This is a genomic window from Sphingobacterium sp. UBA7625, assembly GCF_002484085.1.
In the GTDB taxonomy this organism is placed as follows: domain Bacteria; phylum Bacteroidota; class Bacteroidia; order Sphingobacteriales; family Sphingobacteriaceae; genus Sphingobacterium; species Sphingobacterium athyrii.
This window is the reverse complement of record NZ_DLJD01000024.1, coordinates 20,989-45,009: the sequence shown is the minus strand read 5'-3', so window position 1 is coordinate 45,009 and position 24,021 is coordinate 20,989. Positions and strand designations below refer to the sequence as shown.

19 protein-coding genes are annotated in these 24,021 nt (G+C 42.2%); 4 read left to right on the top strand and 15 right to left on the bottom strand.

Going from position 1 to position 24,021, the window contains the following annotated elements; translation table 11 throughout:
• Nucleotides 1-262, bottom strand: a 262-nt coding sequence (locus B4G94_RS09380) for a hypothetical protein (protein ID WP_286858514.1), incomplete at its 3' end; no start/stop codon positions are given.
• A gap of 316 nt (nucleotides 263-578) precedes the next feature.
• Nucleotides 579-938: an ROK family protein gene (locus B4G94_RS09375; protein WP_286858589.1), complete on the bottom strand. Its 360-nt coding sequence runs from the start codon at nucleotides 936-938 to the stop codon at nucleotides 579-581.
• 297 nt (nucleotides 939-1,235) lie between these two features.
• Here B4G94_RS09375 and B4G94_RS09370 point away from each other — a divergent pair, with 297 nt between their 5' ends.
• Together B4G94_RS09370 and B4G94_RS09365 are read left to right on the top strand one after the other, a co-directional pair.
• Nucleotides 1,236-2,120: a hypothetical protein gene (locus B4G94_RS09370; RefSeq protein WP_286858513.1), complete on the top strand. Its 885-nt coding sequence runs from the start codon at nucleotides 1,236-1,238 to the stop codon at nucleotides 2,118-2,120.
• Nucleotides 2,117-2,728 carry a hypothetical protein gene (locus B4G94_RS09365; protein WP_286858511.1) on the top strand — a complete coding sequence of 204 codons (612 nt, stop codon included), beginning with the start codon at nucleotides 2,117-2,119 and terminating at the stop codon, nucleotides 2,726-2,728. The genes B4G94_RS09370 and B4G94_RS09365 overlap by 4 nt, the downstream gene beginning before the upstream one ends.
• 84 nt (nucleotides 2,729-2,812) lie before the next feature.
• On the opposite strand, the gene B4G94_RS09360 is transcribed toward B4G94_RS09365, so the two are convergent.
• A complete protein-coding gene (locus B4G94_RS09360) occupies nucleotides 2,813-2,953 on the bottom strand; it encodes a hypothetical protein (RefSeq protein WP_286858588.1) in 141 nt (46 codons plus the stop codon).
• A gap of 192 nt (nucleotides 2,954-3,145) precedes the next feature.
• Complete coding sequence (locus B4G94_RS09355; RefSeq protein ID WP_108633341.1) at nucleotides 3,146-3,430, bottom strand: hypothetical protein; 285 nt, start codon at nucleotides 3,428-3,430, stop codon at nucleotides 3,146-3,148.
• A 725-nt stretch (nucleotides 3,431-4,155) separates the two neighbouring features.
• On the opposite strand from B4G94_RS09355, the gene B4G94_RS28085 reads away from it, so the two are divergent.
• Nucleotides 4,156-4,311, top strand: coding sequence for an alpha-ketoglutarate-dependent dioxygenase AlkB (locus B4G94_RS28085; RefSeq protein ID WP_376786646.1), 156 nt, complete (start codon nucleotides 4,156-4,158; stop codon nucleotides 4,309-4,311).
• Nucleotides 4,312-4,515: 204 nt separating this feature from the next.
• On the opposite strand, the gene B4G94_RS09350 is transcribed toward B4G94_RS28085, so the two are convergent.
• The 11 genes from B4G94_RS09350 to B4G94_RS09300 all read right to left on the bottom strand — a co-directional run bounded on the left by B4G94_RS09350 (nucleotide 4,516) and on the right by B4G94_RS09300 (nucleotide 23,497).
• Nucleotides 4,516-5,076, bottom strand: coding sequence for a DUF4382 domain-containing protein (locus B4G94_RS09350; RefSeq protein WP_286858509.1), 561 nt, complete (start codon nucleotides 5,074-5,076; stop codon nucleotides 4,516-4,518).
• Nucleotides 5,077-6,003: 927 nt separating this feature from the next.
• Complete coding sequence (locus B4G94_RS09345) at nucleotides 6,004-9,273, bottom strand: TonB-dependent receptor (RefSeq protein ID WP_286858508.1); 3,270 nt, start codon at nucleotides 9,271-9,273, stop codon at nucleotides 6,004-6,006.
• Nucleotides 9,274-9,313: 40 nt separating this feature from the next.
• Nucleotides 9,314-11,446, bottom strand: coding sequence for an IPT/TIG domain-containing protein (locus B4G94_RS09340; protein ID WP_286858506.1), 2,133 nt, complete (start codon nucleotides 11,444-11,446; stop codon nucleotides 9,314-9,316).
• Between the two features lie 67 nt (nucleotides 11,447-11,513).
• The gene (locus tag B4G94_RS09335; protein ID WP_286858504.1) at nucleotides 11,514-12,488 is read right to left on the bottom strand and encodes a fasciclin domain-containing protein; all 975 of its coding nucleotides are present in this window, start codon (nucleotides 12,486-12,488) and stop codon (nucleotides 11,514-11,516) included.
• Between the two features lie 6 nt (nucleotides 12,489-12,494).
• Nucleotides 12,495-13,772, bottom strand: coding sequence for a fasciclin domain-containing protein (locus B4G94_RS09330; RefSeq protein WP_286858502.1), 1,278 nt, complete (start codon nucleotides 13,770-13,772; stop codon nucleotides 12,495-12,497).
• A gap of 12 nt (nucleotides 13,773-13,784) precedes the next feature.
• Nucleotides 13,785-14,816, bottom strand: a complete 1,032-nt coding sequence (locus B4G94_RS09325; protein ID WP_286858501.1) for a fasciclin domain-containing protein — start codon at nucleotides 14,814-14,816, stop codon at nucleotides 13,785-13,787.
• 8 nt (nucleotides 14,817-14,824) lie between these two features.
• On the bottom strand, nucleotides 14,825-16,126 hold the full coding sequence (locus B4G94_RS09320; protein WP_286858500.1) for a hypothetical protein: 1,302 nt from the start codon (nucleotides 16,124-16,126) through the stop codon (nucleotides 14,825-14,827).
• Nucleotides 16,127-17,863 (bottom strand): hypothetical protein, encoded by a 1,737-nt coding sequence (locus B4G94_RS09315; protein ID WP_286858499.1) that lies wholly within the window; start codon nucleotides 17,861-17,863, stop codon nucleotides 16,127-16,129.
• A gap of 3 nt (nucleotides 17,864-17,866) precedes the next feature.
• Entirely contained in the window at nucleotides 17,867-21,340 is a 3,474-nt protein-coding gene (locus B4G94_RS09310) for a carboxypeptidase-like regulatory domain-containing protein (protein ID WP_286858498.1), read from the bottom strand.
• A 121-nt stretch (nucleotides 21,341-21,461) separates the two neighbouring features.
• Entirely contained in the window at nucleotides 21,462-22,664 is a 1,203-nt protein-coding gene (locus tag B4G94_RS09305; RefSeq protein ID WP_286858497.1) for a FecR family protein, read from the bottom strand.
• A 233-nt stretch (nucleotides 22,665-22,897) separates the two neighbouring features.
• A complete protein-coding gene (locus B4G94_RS09300; protein ID WP_286858495.1) occupies nucleotides 22,898-23,497 on the bottom strand; it encodes an RNA polymerase sigma factor in 600 nt (199 codons plus the stop codon).
• Between the two features lie 256 nt (nucleotides 23,498-23,753).
• Between B4G94_RS09300 and B4G94_RS09295 the strand changes: the two genes are divergently transcribed.
• Complete coding sequence (locus B4G94_RS09295; protein WP_108633353.1) at nucleotides 23,754-23,978, top strand: hypothetical protein; 225 nt, start codon at nucleotides 23,754-23,756, stop codon at nucleotides 23,976-23,978.
• The last annotated feature ends 43 nt before the right edge of the window (nucleotides 23,979-24,021 follow it).

Here is a 24,021-nt window from a genome sequence, read left to right as displayed (position 1 = left end):
AATCAAAATTGGTTATCCCACCAGCATCCATCCATAAGCCATTCTTTTTGAAATTGAAATATAGTGGAACAGGTTGGGAACCTTGACACCATAAAAATATTGGTTTTTTCTTTGTTAGGTCTTGATCAATGACAATGAAATCAATCGTATCTTGTTTATTCTCAATTTTAAAAGCTGTAACTTCATTATTGATTACTTGTTTTCTTTGCGCAAAGCTGATATGGACGATAAGTAAGAAGAGGACCTGGATAAAAAACTTCATTTTGAATTGGATAATAGTAGTTCAATTACCCAAATATAGGCAACTTGGTTTTAAAATACGCTTAGTTTCGCATTAGCTTTATAGAATATCAATATTGATTATCTAATTCTGATTCTTCGACTATTAATGGTGTTTTGGGCATTGATATCACAACAATATGATAATATTCTTTGATTTCCTGATAATCAAAATTGGTTATCCCACCGGCATCCATTCATAAGCCATTCTTTTTGAAATTGAAATATAGTAGAACAGGTTGGGAAATTTGGTGCCTTAAAAATATTGGTTTATCCGAAATCTACATAAACACTGAATATTAGCTAATATTTAATGTCTCTCCATTTAATGCCAGTATTGCTATAGAAGCAGTCCCCATCAGCTGCACATTGAGCAAGGATGATATTTCAATACTCGTATACTTTGACAGACCATTGATACTGAATTCCACGACAGCGGCCTGAATTTGAGGAAGCAATATTTGCCCGATTCTTGCACCATATCCGCTAATAATCACTTTTTCTGGATAGATAATATGTATTAGAGTAGAAATACCTTTTCCAAGCATATAGCCTATCCGAGAGAATGAATTAATCGCCAGTTGATCACCATCTATAGCTGCTTCCATCAATTGGTTTAATGTGATTTTTCGTCCCCGTTGGTATAGTTCGCTTAGTATTGAGACCTCCCCGGTATCAAGTTTTAACCTGGCAGCAGGTCAGGCACGAATTGCTAAAATAACACCGTTGTGAAGCAAGCAGAAAATTAAGTGGAAACAGGACTATAGCAAATAAATAGTTTACTGAAACGAATTATAAATGATGACCCTCGAATATAAAATTGTAACCTGTTGTCTTGAGAAATACATTAGTTTTAAGCTGAATTTAGTTTTTGACTAACAGATAAATGAAACTGTTTCCAATAAAATGGGTTAAGGCAGTGGTATCAGAACTTTAAAGTTATTAGACACGTAAAAATGAAACAAATTACTTCACTTACCATCCTGATTTTTCTTGGTATGACAGCTTATTGTCAAGAGTTGAGAAAACTCGATGATAGTTATTTTTTGGATTTAGAAAAATTTGAAAAAGGCTTTGGTATTTTGGAAATAAAAGCGAACCCAGAAAACCGTGAAAAGGAAATACTTACACTCAAAGAAGGAACGTATTTTTTACAGAATAAAAATCAGAAATTTTGGTTTAAAATAAATGGGAAACATCAATTTACGGAGACCGCCAAAGCCCAAATAACCAAAGGAGAGAAATTGTATACCTTGTATTTTACTTTTGAAAATGGCCTGGCAATTGCAACAGATCTGAAGGATACTTCAGGAAATCTTATCAGCCACTTTGAAACAAAAGACTCCGTTTTTGTAGTAAAACATTTTCGTCAAACTGGGAAATTAGCCAAAAAAATAGTTTTAAGAACGGGGGTAGGTTTGTCTGATGCTGTTGAGACGGCCTACTATGAGAATGGGAATATAAAATCGGAAAACGACCATATAAATAAAACGACAAGACTGTTTTACGAAAACGGGAAAGCAGAATATTTTTATCATTCTGGTTCAGAAGAAAAAATTTATTTCAATAAAAATGGACAGAAAACAGCACATAGCTACTACTCCAAGGATAAGGAATGGTGTACTGAATATTTTGAGAATGGAACTATTGTAAGCAAAAATTGCAATAGTGCAGATCATTCACAGAAGATACAGTATTGCTACAAAAATGGGAAACTAGATTATTACGAAGTGGAGCTGCTTTCAACTGGCGAAATAAAAAAATATGATAAAAATAACAAGCTACTAGGTAGCAGAAAAGGTATGTATCCTAACACGGTACCCAATTCGACCAAGCCATGAATAATTTTTTTATAAATGAACTACAACGCCGAAGTCTGATTATTATTGCTATTATGTTGTCGATCAGTGTGATAATACCAGTTATTTTCTTTGTTGGGACGATGATTGAAACCGAATCTTATGGCAAAGCAGTGTTGGGTGAAGAACGCTATAATACAAGGGTGAAGGACAGTTATCTGTATGCGCTGATACTTTTTGGCTGTGTGATGTTGATGGTTATTCCAGCTATCCTTTACATTAGAAAATACACTGATAATTATCGGCGGTTTATTGGAACACTATCAGAAAAAGATATGGAAAAGCTGATAAAATTCAACGATAAAGCTCCTTTCTACGAAAAATTCATGCCGCCCTATATTCTAAAAGAAGATGCAGTCAGTTTTTTCATACACTTACGTCATACGACCATCGCTTTTAACAATATAGTAAGTATTCATATCGCACAAACGCATTATAAAGGCTACAATGCTACCGTGACAATTCAAACAGCAGAAGAAACACATCGTTTTCGCATGAGCGGAAATATTTTTAAAGTAATAAATTTTGTAGATGAAGCCCTGCAAAGCAACCACCAAATAATAGTAAATAAAAATTGGAATGTAGCTTAAAATAATCCAGTATTCCCGAGCTCTTCGCGTGCCTGTTTGATGATATCATAAATATCGCGATTACGAGAATATAGTACAGTAAACTCACCGCTTCCAACGCTTATGTGTCCATAACCAAACGTAAGGTTCATCCTTAATATTTTCCTTTAGGAGGTCAATGTACTTTTGCGTTATTTCTCGGTCCTTTGTAAGTTCGGCATTGGAGCATATCGGTACGCAGGCAATTTTGTAACTTCCTTTTGATAATTGTTTTATCAGCTTTTTATTAAAATTATGGCAATAAGCCCAGTCAAATATAATTATAAACTAAATTTGTTCAAGAAGTTAATATAATATAACGCATAACAAGAGAAATAACGGTAATGGATGCTATAAGTGCTGTAAATTAACTTTAACATCCTCAACAAATAAAGCAAGCTATTTTCTGGTGAGGCTCTTCGTTATTTGCCATGATTTTAATTTATGATTATAGGAGAGAATCCAAGCTGTTTCACGGGTTCTCTTCCCTTTTCCGTTTAAATATTCACCTACACGGACTGTTATCAGAGGAGTGGTATCTCTAAGTATTTCAGCATATGCTTTTTCACCAGTGCTAAGTTCTGCTATTGCCGGAATATTTTCTACACTTACTTGGGGTTCGAACAGAAATTTTGCCGTACACCCAACATTGAGACTTTTTCCTTGAAATATGATTCCGTTCATGATGATATATTTTGAAAGATGAGAAATTCATATTATCCAAAAACTAGTAGAACATTCATACTCTTTTAAAAGTTCTATTGTAATATAACGTTTTCAAATAGTAATTATTATTCCTACGGATTTCATGAATTCAATATTACGTTTCTAAAACGTAGATCGGAATTGAATTTTCTCTCTAATCACGCAGTGTTTGATACGATGCATTTCCCGCATCACCCAGCCAGATAGCCACTCCATGGCGCTGGCATCTATCTGATCAAAGGTTTTAGAATATGATTGTCCGTCTATCGCGGTATACGTTGTGCGAAAATGTCGCTAGAATCCGATCCGAGGAGCGAGAAGCATGTGCCTTTTGATTAAAATGGTACACCCTCTGAGCGAAGAATTGTTCTTTCCTTGCCGGGACGGCTATTTGACAGAATTGGCGCAGCGATAAAATTTAAGATAATGGCAATATGGATCAGCTTAGCTTATTTGAAAATGAAAGATATAATTTCCCCTAAGAACTCCTGGACTTTGAGCCCGATTTTCTTAGACAACAAGAAGCTGATCAGCTGTTTGGTCTCCTGCTCACGGTAGTGCCATGGCAGCAGACATGTAGAAAAATATACGATCGTTCGGTGATGACGCCCAGGTTGACGGCCTGGTATGGTGAGGAGGACACGAACTATAAGCTGACTGGAAAATCCATAGTCGCAAACCAATGGCTTGAGCCCTAACAAGCGTTGAAGGAGAGGATCGAACAACAGATTCACTGTACGTTTAATTCGGTACTGTTAAATTTATACCGCGATAACAATGATTCGGCCGCCTGGCACCGCGACCGAGAGAGCGAATTGGGCAACAACAGGTCCGTAATCGGATCTGTAAGTCTGGGCTAAGAGCACTATTTTGATTATAGGAAAGTGGATGATCATAGCAAGAAGTACTCATTGCTAAATCATAGTTCATTATTGCTGATGAAAGATAGGCTGCAAGAAACTTGGGGACAGCGCTGCGCAAAATCCGCTCAAAAGATAAAAGCGCGTATCAACCTGACATTTTCCCTTATCGGTGAAAGTGAGGTGTACCATTTCAATATTGCGTTAATCCAATACCGCAGTTATGTTAGGATTAATTACAAATTTTCCATTAACAGTCTCATCGATAAAATCTGATAGATTGATATCAAGCATCAAGGTATGCGTTTCATTCGGCATGAGCGGTTTATTCTCCGCGATATTCACGGCAATAAATTGTCCTTGTGGCATCTCTAAAGGATAGGGAGATCCATCTATGACTATTTGATTGCCAGCAGGTACTACTTTTAGCATAATTTCCTGTATGTTGCCATGGGGGACAAGTCCCCCTGCAATGATGCTATCCTTTTGTATTCCGAGGATGTTTAATTTTTTATTTGCCTCGATTTTTCCTCCACCCGCAGATGTGCGGGTCCATAGTTGTAGGATGTTGAGATAGACTGCATCATACTGATCACCGTCACTTTTTACCTTGACCTTTAGGTGTGCCTGCTCGGGTGCGGGGCTATCGTCTTCATGGCAACTGCCCAAAAGTATTAGCAGGACCACAGACATAAGATACAACATTGCAGACATCCCTCGGGCGGTTAACTGCACATATTTTGTATTGAAAACAAAGGTCATCATAGTTTTTGAGTTGAACACAAGAGAAGCCTTGATCGTTTGCTTTTTTTTAAACTAATTTCTCTACGCCACGATCAAAAGTAGCAAAGCTCTCTCCTAAACAGCCACCGTTTTACCAAAGAGCTTTTACATTCCAGAGAGACTTTCTTTTGCAGACTAAAGCTGATCAATTGTTTAATATCTCCTTTAAGGATGTATCTTGGCGCCAGACTTCAAAAAGATATACGATTGAATGAGGTTAACTGTCTTATTATCAGCATGAAAAATGAAAAAAAGGTGAAAGCGTACTGCCGCTCCCTTTTGGTGTTTTGGAACTTTATATTCTTTTAAGGATAAACTTATCGAACTGTTTTGTGTGTTCACAGTACATTCAGAAATCAATGATCGCAACCTTATCCGATCATATGGTCAGATTATACGGATACTGGTGTTGATATAAGGATCTATTTTTTAATTGATGACAAAATGTGATATACATGTGCGATACACTTTCTCTTTATTTTTTCTTCAAATTGTAATATTTCTTCTGTCGTTTGTGACTTATATTTTGGGGCTCCATGAAAATATAACAAATGAGTCGATAAGGGGCAATCTTTCAACCAAGAAAATTGCCGAATATACCACCGTTACTGTTTTTAATCTTTGGATGTGTGATCGCTTATAATATTATACATACTGATCATATGGATGGTTTTCAAATAGTTGATAGTCCCTGCATATTATTTTTACTGACTTGCTTAATTTCCTTAAAAACTTGAAAAGCGGAAACAGGACCGCATAATAGAGGCATTGTTTGCTACGCTATTGTAATTTTAACAATGTTCATTTTTTAACGATTTAAAATTACAATACCTGGACCGGCCTTATAGGACCGGTCCAGGTATTGTAATGCCAAGTGTAATTGTAGCTCAGCAAATTCAATGTTAATTTCTAAAAAGTATACCTAATTCCCAATTGGACCTGTGCTCTCGAATTGAAATAGTCTATACTATAAGGGCTACCCGGGTCACTAAAAGTGTATATCGGCCAGTTGCCGGTATGCTGCTGTGGCGGGAACAGTGTCGGAGTCAATCCCACCGAACTGGTCGAATTGAACGTATTCGGTGAGAAGTATTGTACGCCCCATTCCTTTGAAAGCAGGTTTGTTAGGTTTACGATGTCTGCCGAAATTGTTAAAAACTGTCCACTCTTCATCATAGGAAAGTCGTGAGCCAGTCTCAGGTCAGCCTGTATGTTCCATGGGGTGCGGCCGGTATTCCGTTCGGTAAAACCCCCGCGTCTTGATGACAGGTATTCGTTGCCATCAATGAAAGTGTTGAAAGCTTGAGCTTGTTGCTGAGCGGTCAGACCACCCTCCACATCCTTGAAATAGTTTATAGCTTCAGCTTGTGACGGTATATATACCAACGACACCTGTTGCGGAAGCCCTTGTATGTTGCCATTCACGATTCCGTAGGTAAAGGGCGATCCAGACTGGGCCGAAAAGAAAAGGTTGATGTTCGTACGGCCTGCCGATCTCCATTTGTGCGTATAACTAAAGTTGCTTACTATCCGGTGACGGAGGTCAAAGTTGCTGTAGGCAAGTTTGGGATCATTTGGGACTAATGATTGGTTCAGCTGCCAGTTGGATTCCATGGAGTTCCGAACACCATTTGAGATATCTTTTGACTGCCCAAAGGTATAGCTTGCCGTGGCGTTCAGCTCCTTGTAGTTTTTGGCGATTGTCCCAGTAATGCTGTAGCGGTACCCCTGACTAGTATTGGACAGGAGATACACATTGGAAAAACGGTTGTCTACTGTACCAGTGTATACAGGCTGCTGTTTGCTTCTGTCGTATCCATACCAGAACGGGTTATCTTTAGTGTTCAATTGCTGAAAGATAACATCGCTGATGTTGCGGGTATACATGCCCTCTATCGTAAACTTCCAGTTATCTATCGTTTCATAATCCACACCCAAGCTGGCACGGAGTACCTGTGGCAAGGTAAAGCCATTGTCCACCAGGTCCACTTGTGTTTTTCCACTATTGGGATTATCAACGATGGCTCCATTCTGCCCAATAAAATCCGCCAGACCATTTGGGCTAGGTTTAATAGCGTCCGAACCGGGTGGGAAAGCTTTTTGATCGGCACGTTGGTCAAATGCGCCATAGCTGTCACCCGTATTGTAATAGGCATAGGCTAGCCATGCAAAGGGAATGCGGCCGGTAAAGAGTCCGGCACCTCCGCGTAGCACCAGACGACGGTCTTCGGTAGCTTCCCAGCGGAAGCCCACACGTGGAGACAATTGTATACGGTTCAGGAAATCATTTTTGATGCGATTCAATGGGGTATAGCTATATGTCGTTCCGAAATTCGGATCTGCCCAGATATCACTTACCTTCGCACTTAATGTGGGCATGGTCGGTAGATGGGCTAAGTCTGCACGCAATCCCGGTGTGATCCGCAACCGTTCACTAAGGCGGATCTCATCCTGTATATACAGGCTATACATGTTTACGTTAAAGTCTGCAGCTGGATTATCGAGAATATAGTCCCTGGTATTGTTGCTGTAGTTGTAGCTACCGCGCACACGATAGGGGGTGTTGCTGATAAAATCTTCAATGCTGTTATAATCCACCCGACCATTCCAGGCATTTACAAATCCATAGCGGATTCCGTATAGTTCATTGTGCGTGCCAAAGAGCAATTTATGACGTCCGATATTCCAGTTTAGGTTGGCTGTCAGCTCCCAGGTCTTTTGCTGCATGTCAAAGATGCTGGCCTCCCGGTCCGTACCGATATAGATGGTGCTCCCGGGGGTCCGCCCCTGAATCTGTACCTGCGGTAAGCTTGGATCACTCAATGGATCCCTGTTATCGTTGACAAGCGTATAGCCGACGACCGCATTTCCTGAAAGTGAGTTAGAAAAGCGGCTTTTTAATTCGGCGACGGTAGAACTCTGATTGTTTGTTTGTTTAAAAGCCATACTGGAAAATCGGAAATCCTGTTGGTCACGGTCCATATGTGTCGCCGAACTGCGGATGGTATTGTTACGGATCGCCAGTTGGTGACGATCATTGATGTTCCAGTCCAGACGATTGAAAAATTTGACCGATTTGGACCAGTTAGTATACGATCCTGCGGTACCAGCATCAAAGATGTTACCGTAACGGCTCTGTACAGTGCCGGCGATATTGTTTGCATCCTCCTGACTCAGGATATGAAGGGTTTCATTGCTGCCTACCACCAATTGGGCAGGATCCTGGCGACGGGTCAACTCTTCGTTGCTAAAAAAGAACAGTTTATCCTTAATGATCGGAAATCCAATGCGGAAACCTGCTTGATAGTCATAAAAGTCATTGTTCATCTTGCCAAGCGTGCCCACACGATCCTTTCCTATGAGGCTGGCATTGCGACCAAAACCATAGACAGAACCCTCCACTTTATTCGTGCCCGAACGGGTGACAGCATTGACTGATCCGCCAGTAAAGTTTCCGATTTTCACGTCATAAGGAGCTAGATATACCTGCATGTCCTGTATGGCATCCAACGAGACCGGATTGGTTCGCGTAGAACTCCCGGTCATACCCGAAGTACCCGTCTGTCCACCTAATGATGGGGAGAATCCAATGGCATCGTTGTTGATCGCACCATCAATGGTGACATTGTTGTAGCGAAAGTTGGTGCCTCCGAAACTATTGTCGCGACTTCCCTGCGGTGTAAGCCGCGTTATATCTGTCAGAGATCGGCTGACTGTAGGCATGGCCTGTACCTGTCGGGCGTTGATATTCTTGCCCGTACCATAGCTATCAGCATGTTTACCAGCCACACGGGCCGTGACGGTAACCTCTTCCAAGGCCTGTGCATCATTGCCCAATACAAAATCGAGCAGCTGTGCAGCGCCTAAGCGGATATAGATATCCGATCGGATAGTCTGTTGCATACCGACTGTAGAGACCGTTAAGCTGTATGGTCCACCGATGCGCATGTTATTGATTGTATACCGGCCATCAGTATCGGCGGAAAGGCCATAGCGTGTGCCAGAAGGGGTATGTACCGCTAAAATCGTTGCGCCGGCAATGGCTTGGCCATGGGTATTCACTATCCGGCCCGTTAGTGATCCGGATGTTTCCTGCGCTGTCGCAAACAGCGTGTTCAGCAGCAAGAATAAGATCGTCATAATCGGATCGCGCCACCGTTTTAAATATATCGTTGTCATTTCGTTATTTTTATTTTGGGCTCACTATTTTTTATTCCAGCTATTTAAATATCACTTTACGGATGGCACTTCCTGTGACATCGAGCAAATAAATATTACCCTCCTTATCTATCGTCATATCACTAATGATACCCCATTTTGCCGAGCTCAGATCACCATCTGCATAACCACGCTCTACCTTTGCGAGCGTACTTATCATCTGTTCCTGAAGATTCACTTCTCGGATAGCATTGTTATTGCTGTCCATGATGATCAAGTTACCTTGGGCATTCAACTTTAGTGCTGCCGGACCATATCCGATTTGGGCAGTAGAGATAGGTCCGTCCTGATAACCATAGCGTTCGTATTGACCGATCCAGTTGACGCCTCGACCACCGGGTAATGTTCTGGTAATCATTCCTTGATAGTCATCAGAAGAGTGGTAAATGGTGCCGTCGGCCGCGATTGCAATCCGACACTTGTCAGAAGCCCCACCTGTATTCATATTCTGCACCGTACCCGTAGGTAAGGTAACCTTAAGTATGCCATTCCAGGAGTTCGGATAATAGAAATTACCATTTTTGTCGACTGTAATGCCTCTGGGAGCAATAGCTGCAGTCGGAATGGTGGTCACTTGACCATTCAGCGTCACTTTCTTGGCAACAGTTGATTCGACAACATAGATTACATCATTCATGATGTCCATCCCCATGATACCAGTAAAGCCAGTTGCTAATATAGCACTTACGCCTTCGGGTGTAACCTTCATGATAGATGTGAGATTATTTACATATAGATTGCCTTTTGAATCGATGACTATTTTTGAATAGTTATAATCAAGGGTCATAAAACCTTTGGCTACGGTCGTTACTCCTGAACGACGGAAGGCTAGGGGAGCCCGGGCAGATAGATTACCTACTTGTACATTAACCGGACCTGTACTCAGCATCGCTGGAGCAATCACTTTGAGTACACTTTCGCTGGCAGAGATAATTTGTGCCGGGACACCATTGAAAGATACTATGTTGCCAAGTAAATCCTTGGAAAAGCCGCTTCCCTGAATGGTGATTTCTGTTCCTGCCAGACCACTTTCGGGACTTACCTTGGTAATGCCCAATTCTTGGTTCACAAATTCAGGGCCCACGACCTTCTGATCATTGACCAGTACTTCGATCTTTCCACTTCCGATATTGGCCGGATATCGGACCACAAGCTCTGTACTGGAGGGGTTCGTCTCCAGAGGTATTTCCTTGCCATTGATCAATACTTTGTTTTCATCTTTAACCGTACTGAAGGTACTTCCTTTAATGGTGATAATGGAGCCAACTGGGCCACTTAAAGGCGATACCGCAGCGATCTTCGGCAGGGGAACCACACTAAAGATTGCCGCGCTCACCGTTTTCTGTCCATTGATAATAACAGAAGCCTTATTACTTTCGATTCCCTCCGGAGCGATTACAACAAGTTGCTTTGGTGTCGCTTCGATCACTGTAGCTTGTTTGTCGTTAAAGTAGACCTTATTATTTTCCTTTACGCTTTCAAACCCCTCGCCACTGATGGTAATCTTAGTGCCTTTGCCGCCAGTCAAGGGTTTGATGGAATTGATTTCCTGATACGTGAAAATCTCGCCTATGGACACCATATTATCCACAAAAACCTTGACTGCTCCGGTACCTGCTCCGGCTGGGACTTTTGCTACAATAAGCGTATCGGATATGTTGACGACCAAGGCGGTGGAGTCATTAATGGTCACTCTTGTAGGTTGCTGCAAGCTTCCAAACCCTTCACCCGTGATCCGTATATTGGAGCCGGCAGGGCCATTGGCAGGCCATACCCGCTTTAGACTCAGGCGCTGGTAAGTATAATTGCCGACCTCAATAGCCTGACCACCGGTTTTTACTGTCAATTTTCCGGTAGTGGCGGCTTCCGGAGCCACGACAACCAGTGATGTCGACTGCGCGGAAAAGACTTCGGCCCGTACACCCGCAAATTCCACAATGTTTTCTTCAATATTTTCGCTAAAGCCTGTCCCTTTAATGGTAATCAGGGTACCTGCTTTCCCACTGTTTGGAAAATAATGTTCTACCGACAGGTTTGCACTGACCTCATCACCGGGACCATCTTTCTTGCAGGAGAAAAATAGCAACAGCGCTGACAAGAGGGCAAGACTTATGATGTGTTGAATAGTATTCATTTTTGTATTGTTATTTTTTAAGTATCGATTTCCATCGCTATATATGAATCCGTTACAATTGATTGGATCAGTTTAAAAGGACTTGGTCAATGATGTGCAGTACGCCATTGCCAGCAAGTAGGTTTTCTCTGGTTAGATTTGTTTCGGCTGTATTTCGGGTACCTAAAAGTGTTATTGTATTGTACAATCCTGTTCCGATGTTAAATACCAGCGTCACGGTGAGGTTATCGCCATCCAGCATTGTTTCTGTTGTTTTGATATTGGTGTTGCCATCTGTAGGCGTTGTCAGCACATAATCATATAAGAATCTACGGTCCGGTACGATGTGGTAGCGCAATAGTCTTTCTAGCTCATCTACAGGTTTTTTATTAATGATTTCCAGGGTACCGTAACCCTGCTTGATCATCGCAGCATTATTGGGAGCGAAAACGGTATAGGCCCCCGGTTTTTGCAATAAACTTTTGACCGCAGGGACCCTTTCCAGTGCTTGGTTAAATAGCGTGATGTCATATTCATTTTTTAGGGCGTCGCTTAGATAGTCGAAAAGATAAGGTTCGAGCAAGCGGTTTATCACCTGTATTTTGCCATTATTGGCATTTTTCATCACTGGAGTAACAATAGCACCGTTGATGGTAAGGACAGTGTCCCGATCCTTTATCCATTTGGTAACAAACATCTTTCCTCCGGAGTAAGAGTAGATTTCTTGGTTGAACTGAAAAGGGATTTTGTTGAAATCGTACACCCCATTGAGTACATGATATCGCATGATTTTGGTCAGGCGATTTAACCCTGCCGAATTTACGTCGACTGTAAAGGCATCATCAGAGGGTGCAAGCTGCGTGAAAGGACCTTTCTGTAGCAGCATATCATATAACTCGGTCCGTTTATTGGCGGCATTTAATTTAGAGAGGTTTGCATTGTCTGCAATAATCATACTGATCAGATTCGCATCATACGAATAGTGATTAGTATCCTCTTTTTCGCAGGAGCTACACGTAAGGAAGCAAGTAGCGATCAATACGTATTTAATGATATTTTGCATAGTTTCTTAAAATTTGTTTGGTATAAACAGGCGGTCCACAAGATAGAGCGGTCCGTTTAGCGTTAAAATATCCTGCTCAATGACCGTAGCTGGCTCGCTTCCCTTTCGCGCATCTTTCAGACTTATTTTTAGCTTACCATTTTCGCGTGAAAAGCGGTAAGGACAGGTCATACGAGGTTGGCTGTTGGGATCGTAGCTCTCCATCTGCAGGATGTAGTCGCCCAGGTATTCGTTTGTTAAGTCATTTGAAAAAAATACGGTGGAGAAACCACTGCCTCCGCCGTCCGTAGGATAGTAACGCTGGCCCCAACCGTGGTGATACGTTAGGACAGAATCGTTCTTGTGGAAAGTTCTGTAATTATAGGGAGCGCCATCCGAAAACCTGAGGTACTGCCCTCTATATTTCCAATGTGCATCATTTAATCGAATAAACTCCGCAGCAGTTTCATAACCGGCTTTGATAAAAGCCTCGTTGGTCGGGGCAAAAACAGACGTTTGGCGGCCGATATATGTAGCGCCCGGATTGTACGGATCAACTGATAAGTCCAACTGATTTCTCATGATCGCTTCTTCCATATTGTAGACAAACCAAGGTTCTTCGTCCAAACTAAAAGATTGTGCATAGGAATCATCATTCGCTTCCACAATTTCTAAAAACATAGAAAGCCTGCTGTCTGTTTTCATTGTTTGCCAGAGCGTTTTCTCTGGTTTTTTAAGAAAAGTATCGATAAAGATGACGTCAGCCTCTACCGCATTTTCTATACGATAATCCCCCACGGTCTTTCCATTAAGCAAGATTTTCTTTGCTGTAATGGCTAAATAATGGTAATAACTATAGGCTGAAGAAGCATATTGATCGCCTTGCCTCAGTTCTTTATCCTCTAATTTAGATTTCAACCGAACGCTTCCGTATGTGGCGTGCACATTTGCTGTATCTATTTTATCAGCTAACACATGGTAGAGGACGATTGAATCCAAAGCCGCAGTACTCATGTTTTTCAGTTTTTCCTGTGTCATACCCGCGGCCGTAAAAGCGGCATCGCTCGGGACTAAAAAAGTAAGCGGAAGGTTTTTCCATTCCTTATCCAATAAGGTACGCACGGTACTTCCATCCAGTGCTATTTTGAACAAATGGCTTTTGGAATCCATCAGCAGTGCATCTAGACTCTTTTTACCTTTCTCCACATAAGGAACCTTTTCTCCATAAGGTTCGGGCATATATTCTTCCTGTTTACAGGATACCACTGCGATAAGCAGCAGTAGTAATGCTATGATTCTATTCATCGGTAGACGCTTTTAATTTCCAGTGTTTGTTAAAACAGCTTCATCCGGCAGGAACAATAATTGTTCGATATGATGTATTGTGCCGTTGTCTGTGAGGTAGTTAACCTTATTATTGGCGGATAGTGGCGTGAACCTACCGTATTGACCGGCTTCTTGCGTCTGTACAGCAAACCAGCGGATATCTACGTTGTAAAAGATTTTTCGGCTCATTCGGACATCCCCTTCTATGGACGTTGCCAGAGATTGACCAGATAATTCCAAGTCCGTTAAGAAAATACGAGTATCAAACAGGTAGACACCCATAAAACGCTTGTAGAATTTTCCGGGATCCATTCGGCTGATGCTATCGAGCGTGATGCCAGCTTTGTCAAATGCCTGATTGTCGGGCGCCACCACCGACCATTCGCCTTGCGCAAGCTGTTCCCAATAACCGAACTTTTTGAGGCCGGCAACAAAAACGCTATATTCAGGTCGTTTCGAAAGAAAATGCTGTACATTCCCTTCCTGATATTTGAAACAAGCGTTGACAATGTTCAATATACCATTGGTCAGGGCAATATCGATGCGTATTGCTTCTGCACCATTGACAAATACCCGTGTCTTATCCCATTGGGAGGTTCCGGCATGTTTTGAAATGATGAGATCCTTGCCTGCCATATTGGGATATTTTGCATCGAGTGTCTTGACCGGAATCTCCTCGCTGGGTAGTATTTTGGCCAATATGTGATATTGAATCATGGTTTTCAGGCTGTCCTGATTAAGTTTGTCGAAATCCGAGGCACGGTATATCCCTATGGCATTGAACGCAGCATTGGTGGGTGCATATACGGTGACCTTTTCAGTTCCTGTCACCGCTTTCAATAGATCGGTTTTTAGCAAAGCGGCATGAAATAAGCTCAGGTCGAAATTGTTACCGATATAGTCCCCCACGTTCCGCGTTTCCGTGTTTCCTTCATATACCATAAATTCATCATGACTACAAGCCTGCAAGAGCATGCAGCTCAGCAGAAAGAGGATATATATTTTAATTTTCGTTAGTTGCATCAGCTTAATTATTTATAGATAGGTGGATCAAACTTGCGTTGAATTGTAGTGAGATAGGCCTCTCCATTGACGACTTCTATGGTATTTACAGCAGGAAACGATTTAGGATTATTAAGGCCTGAATGCGTATTGATAAACATACTCGGGAATCGTGCTGAATTGCCTCTGCCGGGAAGTTGTACAAGTTCGTTGAGGCCATAGAAGCTTAGATGAGAACATAAGCCTTTGGGCATATTAGTTCCTCCGATACCCATTTCAATAAAAGTCAGCCCCGGTGCAAGGAAAGTGACCTGCTGTACCATATTGGTGGTAATGGTTTTTGTGCTGTCTGCAAATAGTGGAAAACTAAAATAATCACTTACGGTAGCCTCTTCGGTATCACGGTACAGCGGCTGAAGGAACCGCGCATGATATCCCGGTAACGCTGTTTCAACCGTATATGTGGTTGTTTCCTGTGGATAGAGGGATAGATAGACATTCATTTCGTCTTTTATACCATCTGTAAGAGTGATCATACCGTTGGGCTTTCTATCCTCGGAGGTTGAAAAGCCTTTGGCACTCATATTATAAAAATTAAGGTAAACCGATGAGTCGGAGAAAGGTAGCTTGTGGAAATTTTCCTGACGTAAGAGTAGTCCGTTCTCTTTCGTTTTAAAATCTTTCTGGATCACATGTAGCGTATAAATCTCCCGATCTTTCAGGTCATAGTTGCCTTCAGCGGCAACATTTTTTTTCAGATCATCGCTCAGTTGAAAAAATGGGATGTCATTGACAGGTCTAAAGTAGAAAACTATCCTGTGGGAGCCCGAAGGGATCTGAGCCCAACTGGAGAGATCAAATCCATTTATGATAGGACCTACCAGTACATTTTCCTTGCCCGGGTATTCAGGATTGTTTCGTTTGGTGCTTCCGGCACTGTGCGTAGGATAGGGAGCTGCATACCGTGCACGTTTGTCTAAAAAATCGCCGACGATAGCTGCCTTTACGGGGATACCGTTTTGATCAAATTCTGGATCAATAAGCATAGTTAAATAAGGTACGAGAAGCCCCTTGTCACCAAGGTTCACCTCATAGTTGAGGTTGTTGAATACCCTTAGGTAAGCTGGATTTTCGACCTCGTGATAATCTATCTTCGTACAGGAAACAAGAAATAAAAAGATAAAAAACAGAAAAAATGCTTTGCTTTTATAGCCTATTGGATTTCTGTCCATGCCGAACGGAGTTCCGTTTCCGGGTGCTTGCTTTTTTTTGGACACCAGGTTGTTGTTAAAAGTGTCATTGCTCATAACTACTTGTCTAAATTGTCCCATTTATTTGGTATGTTTAACGATCATCATTCTGGATTTGTAGCGCGGATCCTCCGTTTGCTTCCCGATAAGGGCAATGCTGTAGGAGCCAATATCGGCATTGGGCAATGCGCCCCGTACTGCGAAAAGCTCTGGCTTCGCAATCAGATCCTGGGTTGTATAGATGGCTACCTCGTCTGCCCATGATCCGGGAGTGGTATTTTCGGTGGCATGATAAGCCATTATTTTTTGTGTTTGTATTTTGGTGTTGCCGCCCATTTGTACTAATCTGACATAAGGATTAACCCAAGGAATGTAACCCGGGGTCAATTGTTCTGTAGATCGTTCATTAAATGCCCATCCGTTATTGCTGAACGGTTTGCCATTATCGGAGGTGAAAGTAGCATAGGGAAAAACTATGTTAAAATTGAAAAAACGAACGTCAGTGTAAAAGTTAGTTTTAAACCGTTCGTAAGTAGCGTCCTGTGTACCGCTTTGCCCACCAAAAGTGACACCAGATAAGTTGTTGTGCGATACGACCAGACTGTCTTTGCCCGTTGCCGTGCTATAAAGCCATACGGTATAGTTGTCGCCAGCTTTTACATCATAGTTTACAGCTGTCAAAGCGGTATTGTTGAGTACTGCCTGAAATTGAAGTTTCCCATGGATAGCAGGCATGTACGCTGTATGTGACCCAAACCCGACAGCTTCCGTGCTTTTACCACCAACCTTAAGGGATACAGCCCCAGCTTCAGCTCTGGCATTGACAAACTGGATACGTGCATAAGTATTGTTCACTGGCGGATCCATATCCGCTATAATTTGGAATCCATTCTGAACCTGATTGTGCGTATACTCCGGGTCATTGATATTTGGATAATCAAAAGGCTGAGAGTAAACCACGACTGTATATACACCGCCGGGTTTAAAGTTGGCGATCGGATTGTAGGTGAGGTAAGTAGGGATGACCGCCGTTCTGTTTTCAATATAACTGATGGATGAGGTCATATAGTCCATTGTAAGACTTCCGGTAGAGGGCAATTGTCTTTGGTTTTCCGTAAGTACTTTAAGTTGATAGGTTCCATAAGGGATTTCCACATAGTCCGATACCTTGCCGACAGGGACATGGCTGAGCGCATTGTTGATTGCTGTTCCATCCGACCATGTCAGACTTACAGGCCCGTATAGATCTTCTATTGCTTCCTGTGTTACCTGGCTCTCACCCGGTTTTTCGGCGAAGTTGATAATTCGGATTTTGCAGTTTTCCGGGTTGCGTGGAGATTCTACACTTCGAGGCACTTCGATTACTTCGGGGAGCCCTACATTATAATAATCACCCAGCAACGTGTAATAATCTACCGAATTGCCTTTATCCTGTATTTTAAATTTTTTCTGGAGACCAATGCCAATTCCCTGATAGGCGACATAAGTAACCTCGATATCCGCACTGTTTTGTTTGTTAAGTAGGTCTTGGGGAACATTCCACAGCGTTCCGAGGCGACCATCTACGGGGAAATATTTGGTAGGAGGGTACTTACCAGCCATAGGATCCGTTTCTCCTTTTCGGATAACGAAATTGGTAATACTGTCTCCGTTTACGATTACCTGATTTGAACCGCCCAGGTTAACGATGCGCACATTGGAACTTTTGGAAGCCCCGGTGTTGTATCTGTTATCTACTTCTTCGACAAATTTGTCCTTAGAACAGGATACAAAGAGTCCGAGCAGGAGCAGGACGAATATTTTTTTACTACTTTTCATATGCTAGAATAGATTATAGGTAAAACCAAGCATCACTTCACTTCCGCGTTTGTAGCTACGGTTTATGTATTCATTTCCATACCATTTGCCACCAGTGTTTGGGTTGGCATATACGGTCTTGATCGCTGGGTTGAGAATGTTTTTGGCATAGCCCTTAAAGGTCAATCGGGACACTATTTTCTGGCTAAAGACAAAATCAAGCGTCGGTGTCGGCTGTGTATACAGATCTGGTTCCCCGGTCAGGTTGATCTGGATCAGGCGTTCACCAACCATATTGAATGTCGTGGTCAGGTCTGTTCCGGTTTTTTTATTGTTGTAATTTAGCCAAGCATTGATGGAATAAGGAGCCTGTTCAAACAAAGGGCTGTTGAGTGGAGCATGGCGATCGATAAATCGGTTTGCAGCAAGTCTTTCTTCGGATTTCTTGATTTCGCTTTGCGCAATCAACAGATTTGTTCCAAAAAAAAGCACATCTTTTTGTCCCCAGAATTTACTCAGGTCTTTTACGGCTTCAAATTCCAATCCCCAGACACGCCCAGTATTTTTATCGTTTTGAAACTGTATGATCGGAAATTCAGGATAGGCCGCCGCGAGACCCTCCGTTTTCAGGCTGAATACCTTGACCAATTGATTGTCGATTTGTTTTCCAAAGGCAGAAATGGCAAATACTTCACCTGCCGCCGGAAACCATTCCCATCGAAAATCGAGGTTCTGCGTCTTCTGGTTGATCAGATCCCGGTTACCGACGATTAAGCCCATTTGATAAGGGTCAAATTCAAAGACGTTGGTAATCTCCCGAAGCTCAGGTCGTGCCAGGGCACTGTTGTAAGCCAGGCGAAAATTCATGTCTTTTCTGAATTTATAAGTCAGGTTGGCCGAGTAATACGGAACGTATTTCGTCTTATATACCGAGTTGGCATCTCCAAAAGGGGTGACTAAAATATTGCCTTCCTCGTCCACAGAGGCCAGTTTGGGATCCACGTAAACGTCTTTGGTGTCTACCCGTGTCTGAATATTTGTTTTTTCGACCCGTACACCACCCGTCAAGTGGATATTTTTGGGCAGCTGTAGATCTAGCATGGCGTACGCTGCCCGGGTTTCGTAGAAACCTTTATAATTATTGGGTGATTTTTTGCTGTTGTACAAAAAGCCACCTACGGGAATTTCACCTTCACCAGTACCGCCGGAGGGTACTTTTATGCCGATTACTTCGTTGCTGACCATCCGGTTGAGGTTACCCTCCACATCAAGAAGTGTAATCCGGCCGAGGTCGTTGAAGTTAGAGCCCGGGAGAAAGAGAATATTTTCGGTAAAATGGCGCTCTCTAAAAAGATAGTTAACGCCGGTTTTTAATTCTTGCTTTTGACCGAGAAAAGGAAAAGGAATGCTAAGATCCGCTTTATGGTTGTAACTGTCTTCGTTGAGGTTTCTCCAGCGTCGACCATTCGGCTCGGCCTGAATGGTTCCATAAGTACCAAAGCCGTTTACATAACCCGAGCTTAGGGCATAAAGATGTTCGGTGTACGCCCATTCGCTATTTGCGCCACCTGTCGTACCAACGATTGGTTTCAGGTAATAGGTGCCACCTACCGGAACATAGTCTATCAATGAGACATAGCGAAAATCAGGATCATTTTGGCTAGATTTAGACATGGAGAGATTATAACTCAGTCGCGGAGAGTAGCTGGATTTTAAAAACTTGTGCTCCCCCTGAAAATTAAAAGTCTGCAAATCCCGTAGCGTTTGCTTCAAGGAATAGATGGTACTATAAACATCTCCGGTTAGTCCGGTATATTCATACGCTCCTCTCATGTTGGTGGCCTTTGATTCTCCCCCCCAGCTTCCCACATACTGTGCACTGATCTCATGACGGGGATTGAACCGGTACGTTAATCCGGCGAGCACACCATAATTAAGTGTCTCTACTCCAGTATTCTCCTTATAGGATTGATATTTTCCCATATATAAGCTGTTTGGTGTAATATAATTTGGGATATGACGGTAGCTGTAGATATCCGGATTACCTGTGACCACACCCTGGTAAATACTATACTGGGTAAGATCCCCATTGTATATATCCGTTGTGCGTCGGTAGTAGTTTCCGCCGAGTATCACGCCCAGGGTATGCTTGTCATCAAATAGTTTATATGAATTTCCAAACGTAGCAGAGTAAAGTTGGTTGAGGGGAGCACGTCGGTGCTTGGTCGTCATGACCGGATCAAAACTTTGCATGATGCCGTTTATCCGTTGTACCTCTGTTCTTGCTGCCGGACTGTAGCCGCTGTTTGCAATCAGATTATGAATATCACCGAGTCCTTTGGGGTATTGAGTGGAAAGGTTCAGAAAATCTGATGTCAAGTTTTTATGATTGATCTTGGTACCGAGCAGCCCCATGTCACTGTTCCAGAAACTATTGTATTGGCCACCTACCCCAATATTGGAGTTGAATCCCGTTTGCGCGATAAGCTCAAAAGTCATGCTATCCGGTACTGACTTTGTTTTAAGTTCCACAATCCCAGAGGCAGCATCGGCAGGTTTATCGGGTGTAACGGTTTTGTATACCGTGATATTATCCAGCAGCGAGGCCGGTACCAAATCCAAGGGAATGGAGCTTTTGTCAGGATCGGAGGATGCGAGACGGACACCGTTCAGTTGGCCGATAACGGAGCGATCCCCCAGTCCGCGTACAGCGACATACTTGTCGTCTGTTACGGTGACACCGGTTACCCGGGAAAGAGCCTGCGTTGTGGTGATGCTGGCTGTGCGTTCGATCAGCTGTGCAGAGATGGCATCCTGCACGATAGAAGAATTTTTTCGCTCTTCGAGTACCGCTGCTTCCGTATTGGTGCGGCGACGGGCTTGTACACTTACGGCTACTTCCTCAAGTCTTTCAGACGCTTCGCTCATTTTTACAAGGATACTGTCATTGGACCCGACCTTGATTTCCTGCGGCTCCATACCTAAAAAAGTAAATAGGAGCGAAGCTCCGTTTGCGGTAATCGTAATCGAGAAATTTCCATTTGCGTCTGTCGATGTAGCAGCCTGTGCCCCTTTGACGCGCACCGAAACACCCGAAAGTGGTTTACCACTCATATTGGTGACCCGACCTTTTACCTGTCGCTGCTGTAACCTGTCGGGTGTACTGGTTTTATTTTCAGGTAGTTTTGAAATGCTTACATATTTGTCTTTGATCAGGTATGTATAAGGTTGTCCACTAAAACAAGCCTTTATTGCCTGGTCTAGGCTGACATTAGTTACACGAATATTAACGGGTTTTGCATTATTAAAAATAGCTGTATTATACAGAAAACTGAAGCCGGTTTGCTTCCTGATCTCCTCCAGCACAAGATATATACTGCTGTTACGTTTTTCCAGCGTCACACGCTGGGCATATGTAAAAGCACTTACCTGTACAAAAAAGCAGGTCATTAATACCATGGTGATTTTCATAACACGCATGATTTGATAAAAATTCATACTTTTGTTGAAGTTAAATTATCTATTGATGTTAGGACATTACTTTGGTAGCTTAACTATTCGGCCAAAGGTGGTGCAAACACCTTTGGCTATTTTATTAAGCAAGCTCATTTTTAGGGAACTAATCGCTCACTGTCAACCTCCTTCCTGCAATCTTTATTTTGACCTCTTTTGTAGACTCGATCATGTCTACGATAGAAGAGAGCGGTATGGAACGGGATATGATTCCGGTAAATTTAATTTTACTATACTGCGACGGACAGTTAATTTCAAGATCATACCAGCGGGCGAGCTGTTTGAGCATCTTGTCAAGATCTTCGCCTTTAAATACAAATTCTCCATTTTTCCAGGCCAGTTGTTGTTGAATGTCTGCGGTATGTACAGATAGTTTATCCGAGAGTAAGGATTCTTGCCCGGGTTTTAATAAGACAGATGCACCATTCAGGGAAGATGTCACACGGACGCTGCCTTCCACCAGTGTGGTTCTTATAGTTGGCTCATCTTGATACGCATTGATATTAAATTGCGTACCTAAGACCTGAATCAGTTGTTTGTCGGTCTCAACGACGAAGGGCAGAGTCTCGTGGCTATGTGGGCGTTTTATTTTTGCTACTTCAAAATAGACTTCTCCGGTCATTTTTACCCGACGCTCGCGCTGGTCAAAACGGGTCGGATAACTTAAGGAAGAAGCTGCATTCAACCAAGCTTTCGAGCCATCAGGGAGAATGATTCGATACTGACCTCCTTTGGGTGTGGACACCTTATTGAAGGCTAGCGATCTTACTGCTGCCTGACTTTCGCTGTGGTAGACAATTTCACCTGCAGCAGTTTTTTCGACATGTACACCGAATTGGTCGGCCAATTTTCCACTCTTGGCATCAGACAATGCGATTGTCGATCCATCGGCAAGAGTCAGTAACGCTTTGTCGCTACCCGGCACGATTTGATGACCTTTCTGCGCCAGCTTTTTCTGGTTTTCACTGCCGTTGTCAAGATGGAATAATAAGCCAAAAGAAACCATGATCAAGACCGCGGCAGCAGCTATATAGGGACCCCATTTTTTTGGAAACCCAGTCCTTATTTCTTGCTCGGACATCGGAATAGCATACTTCGTCTTGAAAGCCAATAACTTGTCATTCAACTCGTCCTGTTCGGTTTTTGTTTCAGGCAACAGATCTAGTATTAATTCGTCCATGACATCGTCAAACAAATTTTTATTCTCCGGATCGGATATCAAGAGATTTACTTCCTGTCTTTCCTGATCTGTTATATCACCTAAAAGGTATTTTTTTATCAGCTTACGCTGCCGCTGGTTTACATTCATCCACTGAAATTATTTCTCGTGCGCTATTGGGCAATCTTTAAGACGATTTTTGCTGTCAACAAAAGAATGCGTATACATAAACACAAACACATTTTTCTCCTGATACCACCCAATGGGCTTTAAAGTAAATTGTAGTATATTGAAAATCAGTGGAATAAAATAGTAGATGGCTGTCCGTTGACGGTTATCCTTCGTGCAGCTTGAGATCGAATAACGGGCTGCCCGGGAGGCGATTAAAAAAAGAGGTTCAATGAAAGGATGACAAGTACTGAAACCAGTTTCTCCGCAAGTTGGCGACGGCATATGGCCAAGGCGGAAACCATGTATTTCTCCACAACATTGATTGAAATACCCAACTTTTCACTGATTTGTGCATAAGTTAGGTTTTCTTCCCGACTCATACGGAAGACCAATTGTTTTTGAGGAGATAGATGATTGATTGTCTCTTCATATATCCTGATCATCTCAGCATCCAAGATATTTCCATCTACCGTGCTGCTTGATAGCAGCTTTTCTTCGGGAATATTATCTATATGTACCGTTTCAGCCAACTTGGAACGGAAGTGATTATAGACCGCATTCTTGAGCGCCCGGCGGAGATAAAAGCTAAACTCGATATTTTCAGGCAATTTTTCTCTGTTTTTCCAAATCCGAAAGAGGACATCCATCGCTAATTCTTCACTCATAGGTTTATCCCGGATAAACTTAAAGCAATATTGAAAGGACGCTCCATGGTAACGCTTAAACAGCATATCGAATGCTCCCTGATCCCCATTGATAAAGCGGCGCAAAAGTATGGAATCTGACAATACGGTTAACACTTCCTTTTTCATAGTAATTATGCTATGGTAGTGCTACAAATATCGATGCCTCAAGTTAACTGAGTATTAGTAAATCATTAATTGTATTTCTTAAAATAATTTCTATTCAATATAATCTAGCATGCTTCGTATTTACCGATGATGACAACCAGACAAATATTCGAATTTGTTAATCCTATTTCAGAACTAAAAACGCTTTCCCAATTCTTTCCTAAATTGATATATAGCTTAGGTTATCATAATATTTAAAAATTAAAACTTGAGTGATATGACTAATTGGAATTTAATAAGAGGAGCGGAAGGAACATTGTCTGCCCAAGATATCAGAAGAAATATTCTATCTTACATTATCAAAAATCACCCTGCAAGCCTGATTCAGTGCATTGAAAAAGAGTATAATACTTACCGGATTGATATTCTGGGTAGTGATAGTCTACTATTCGATTTGCAAGGCCAATTTGTAAAAGCAAATATCAGAAAAATCAAAGGATAGATCTGCAGTGACTAAGCAATTTCTAGCGTCCAGATTGATTGGA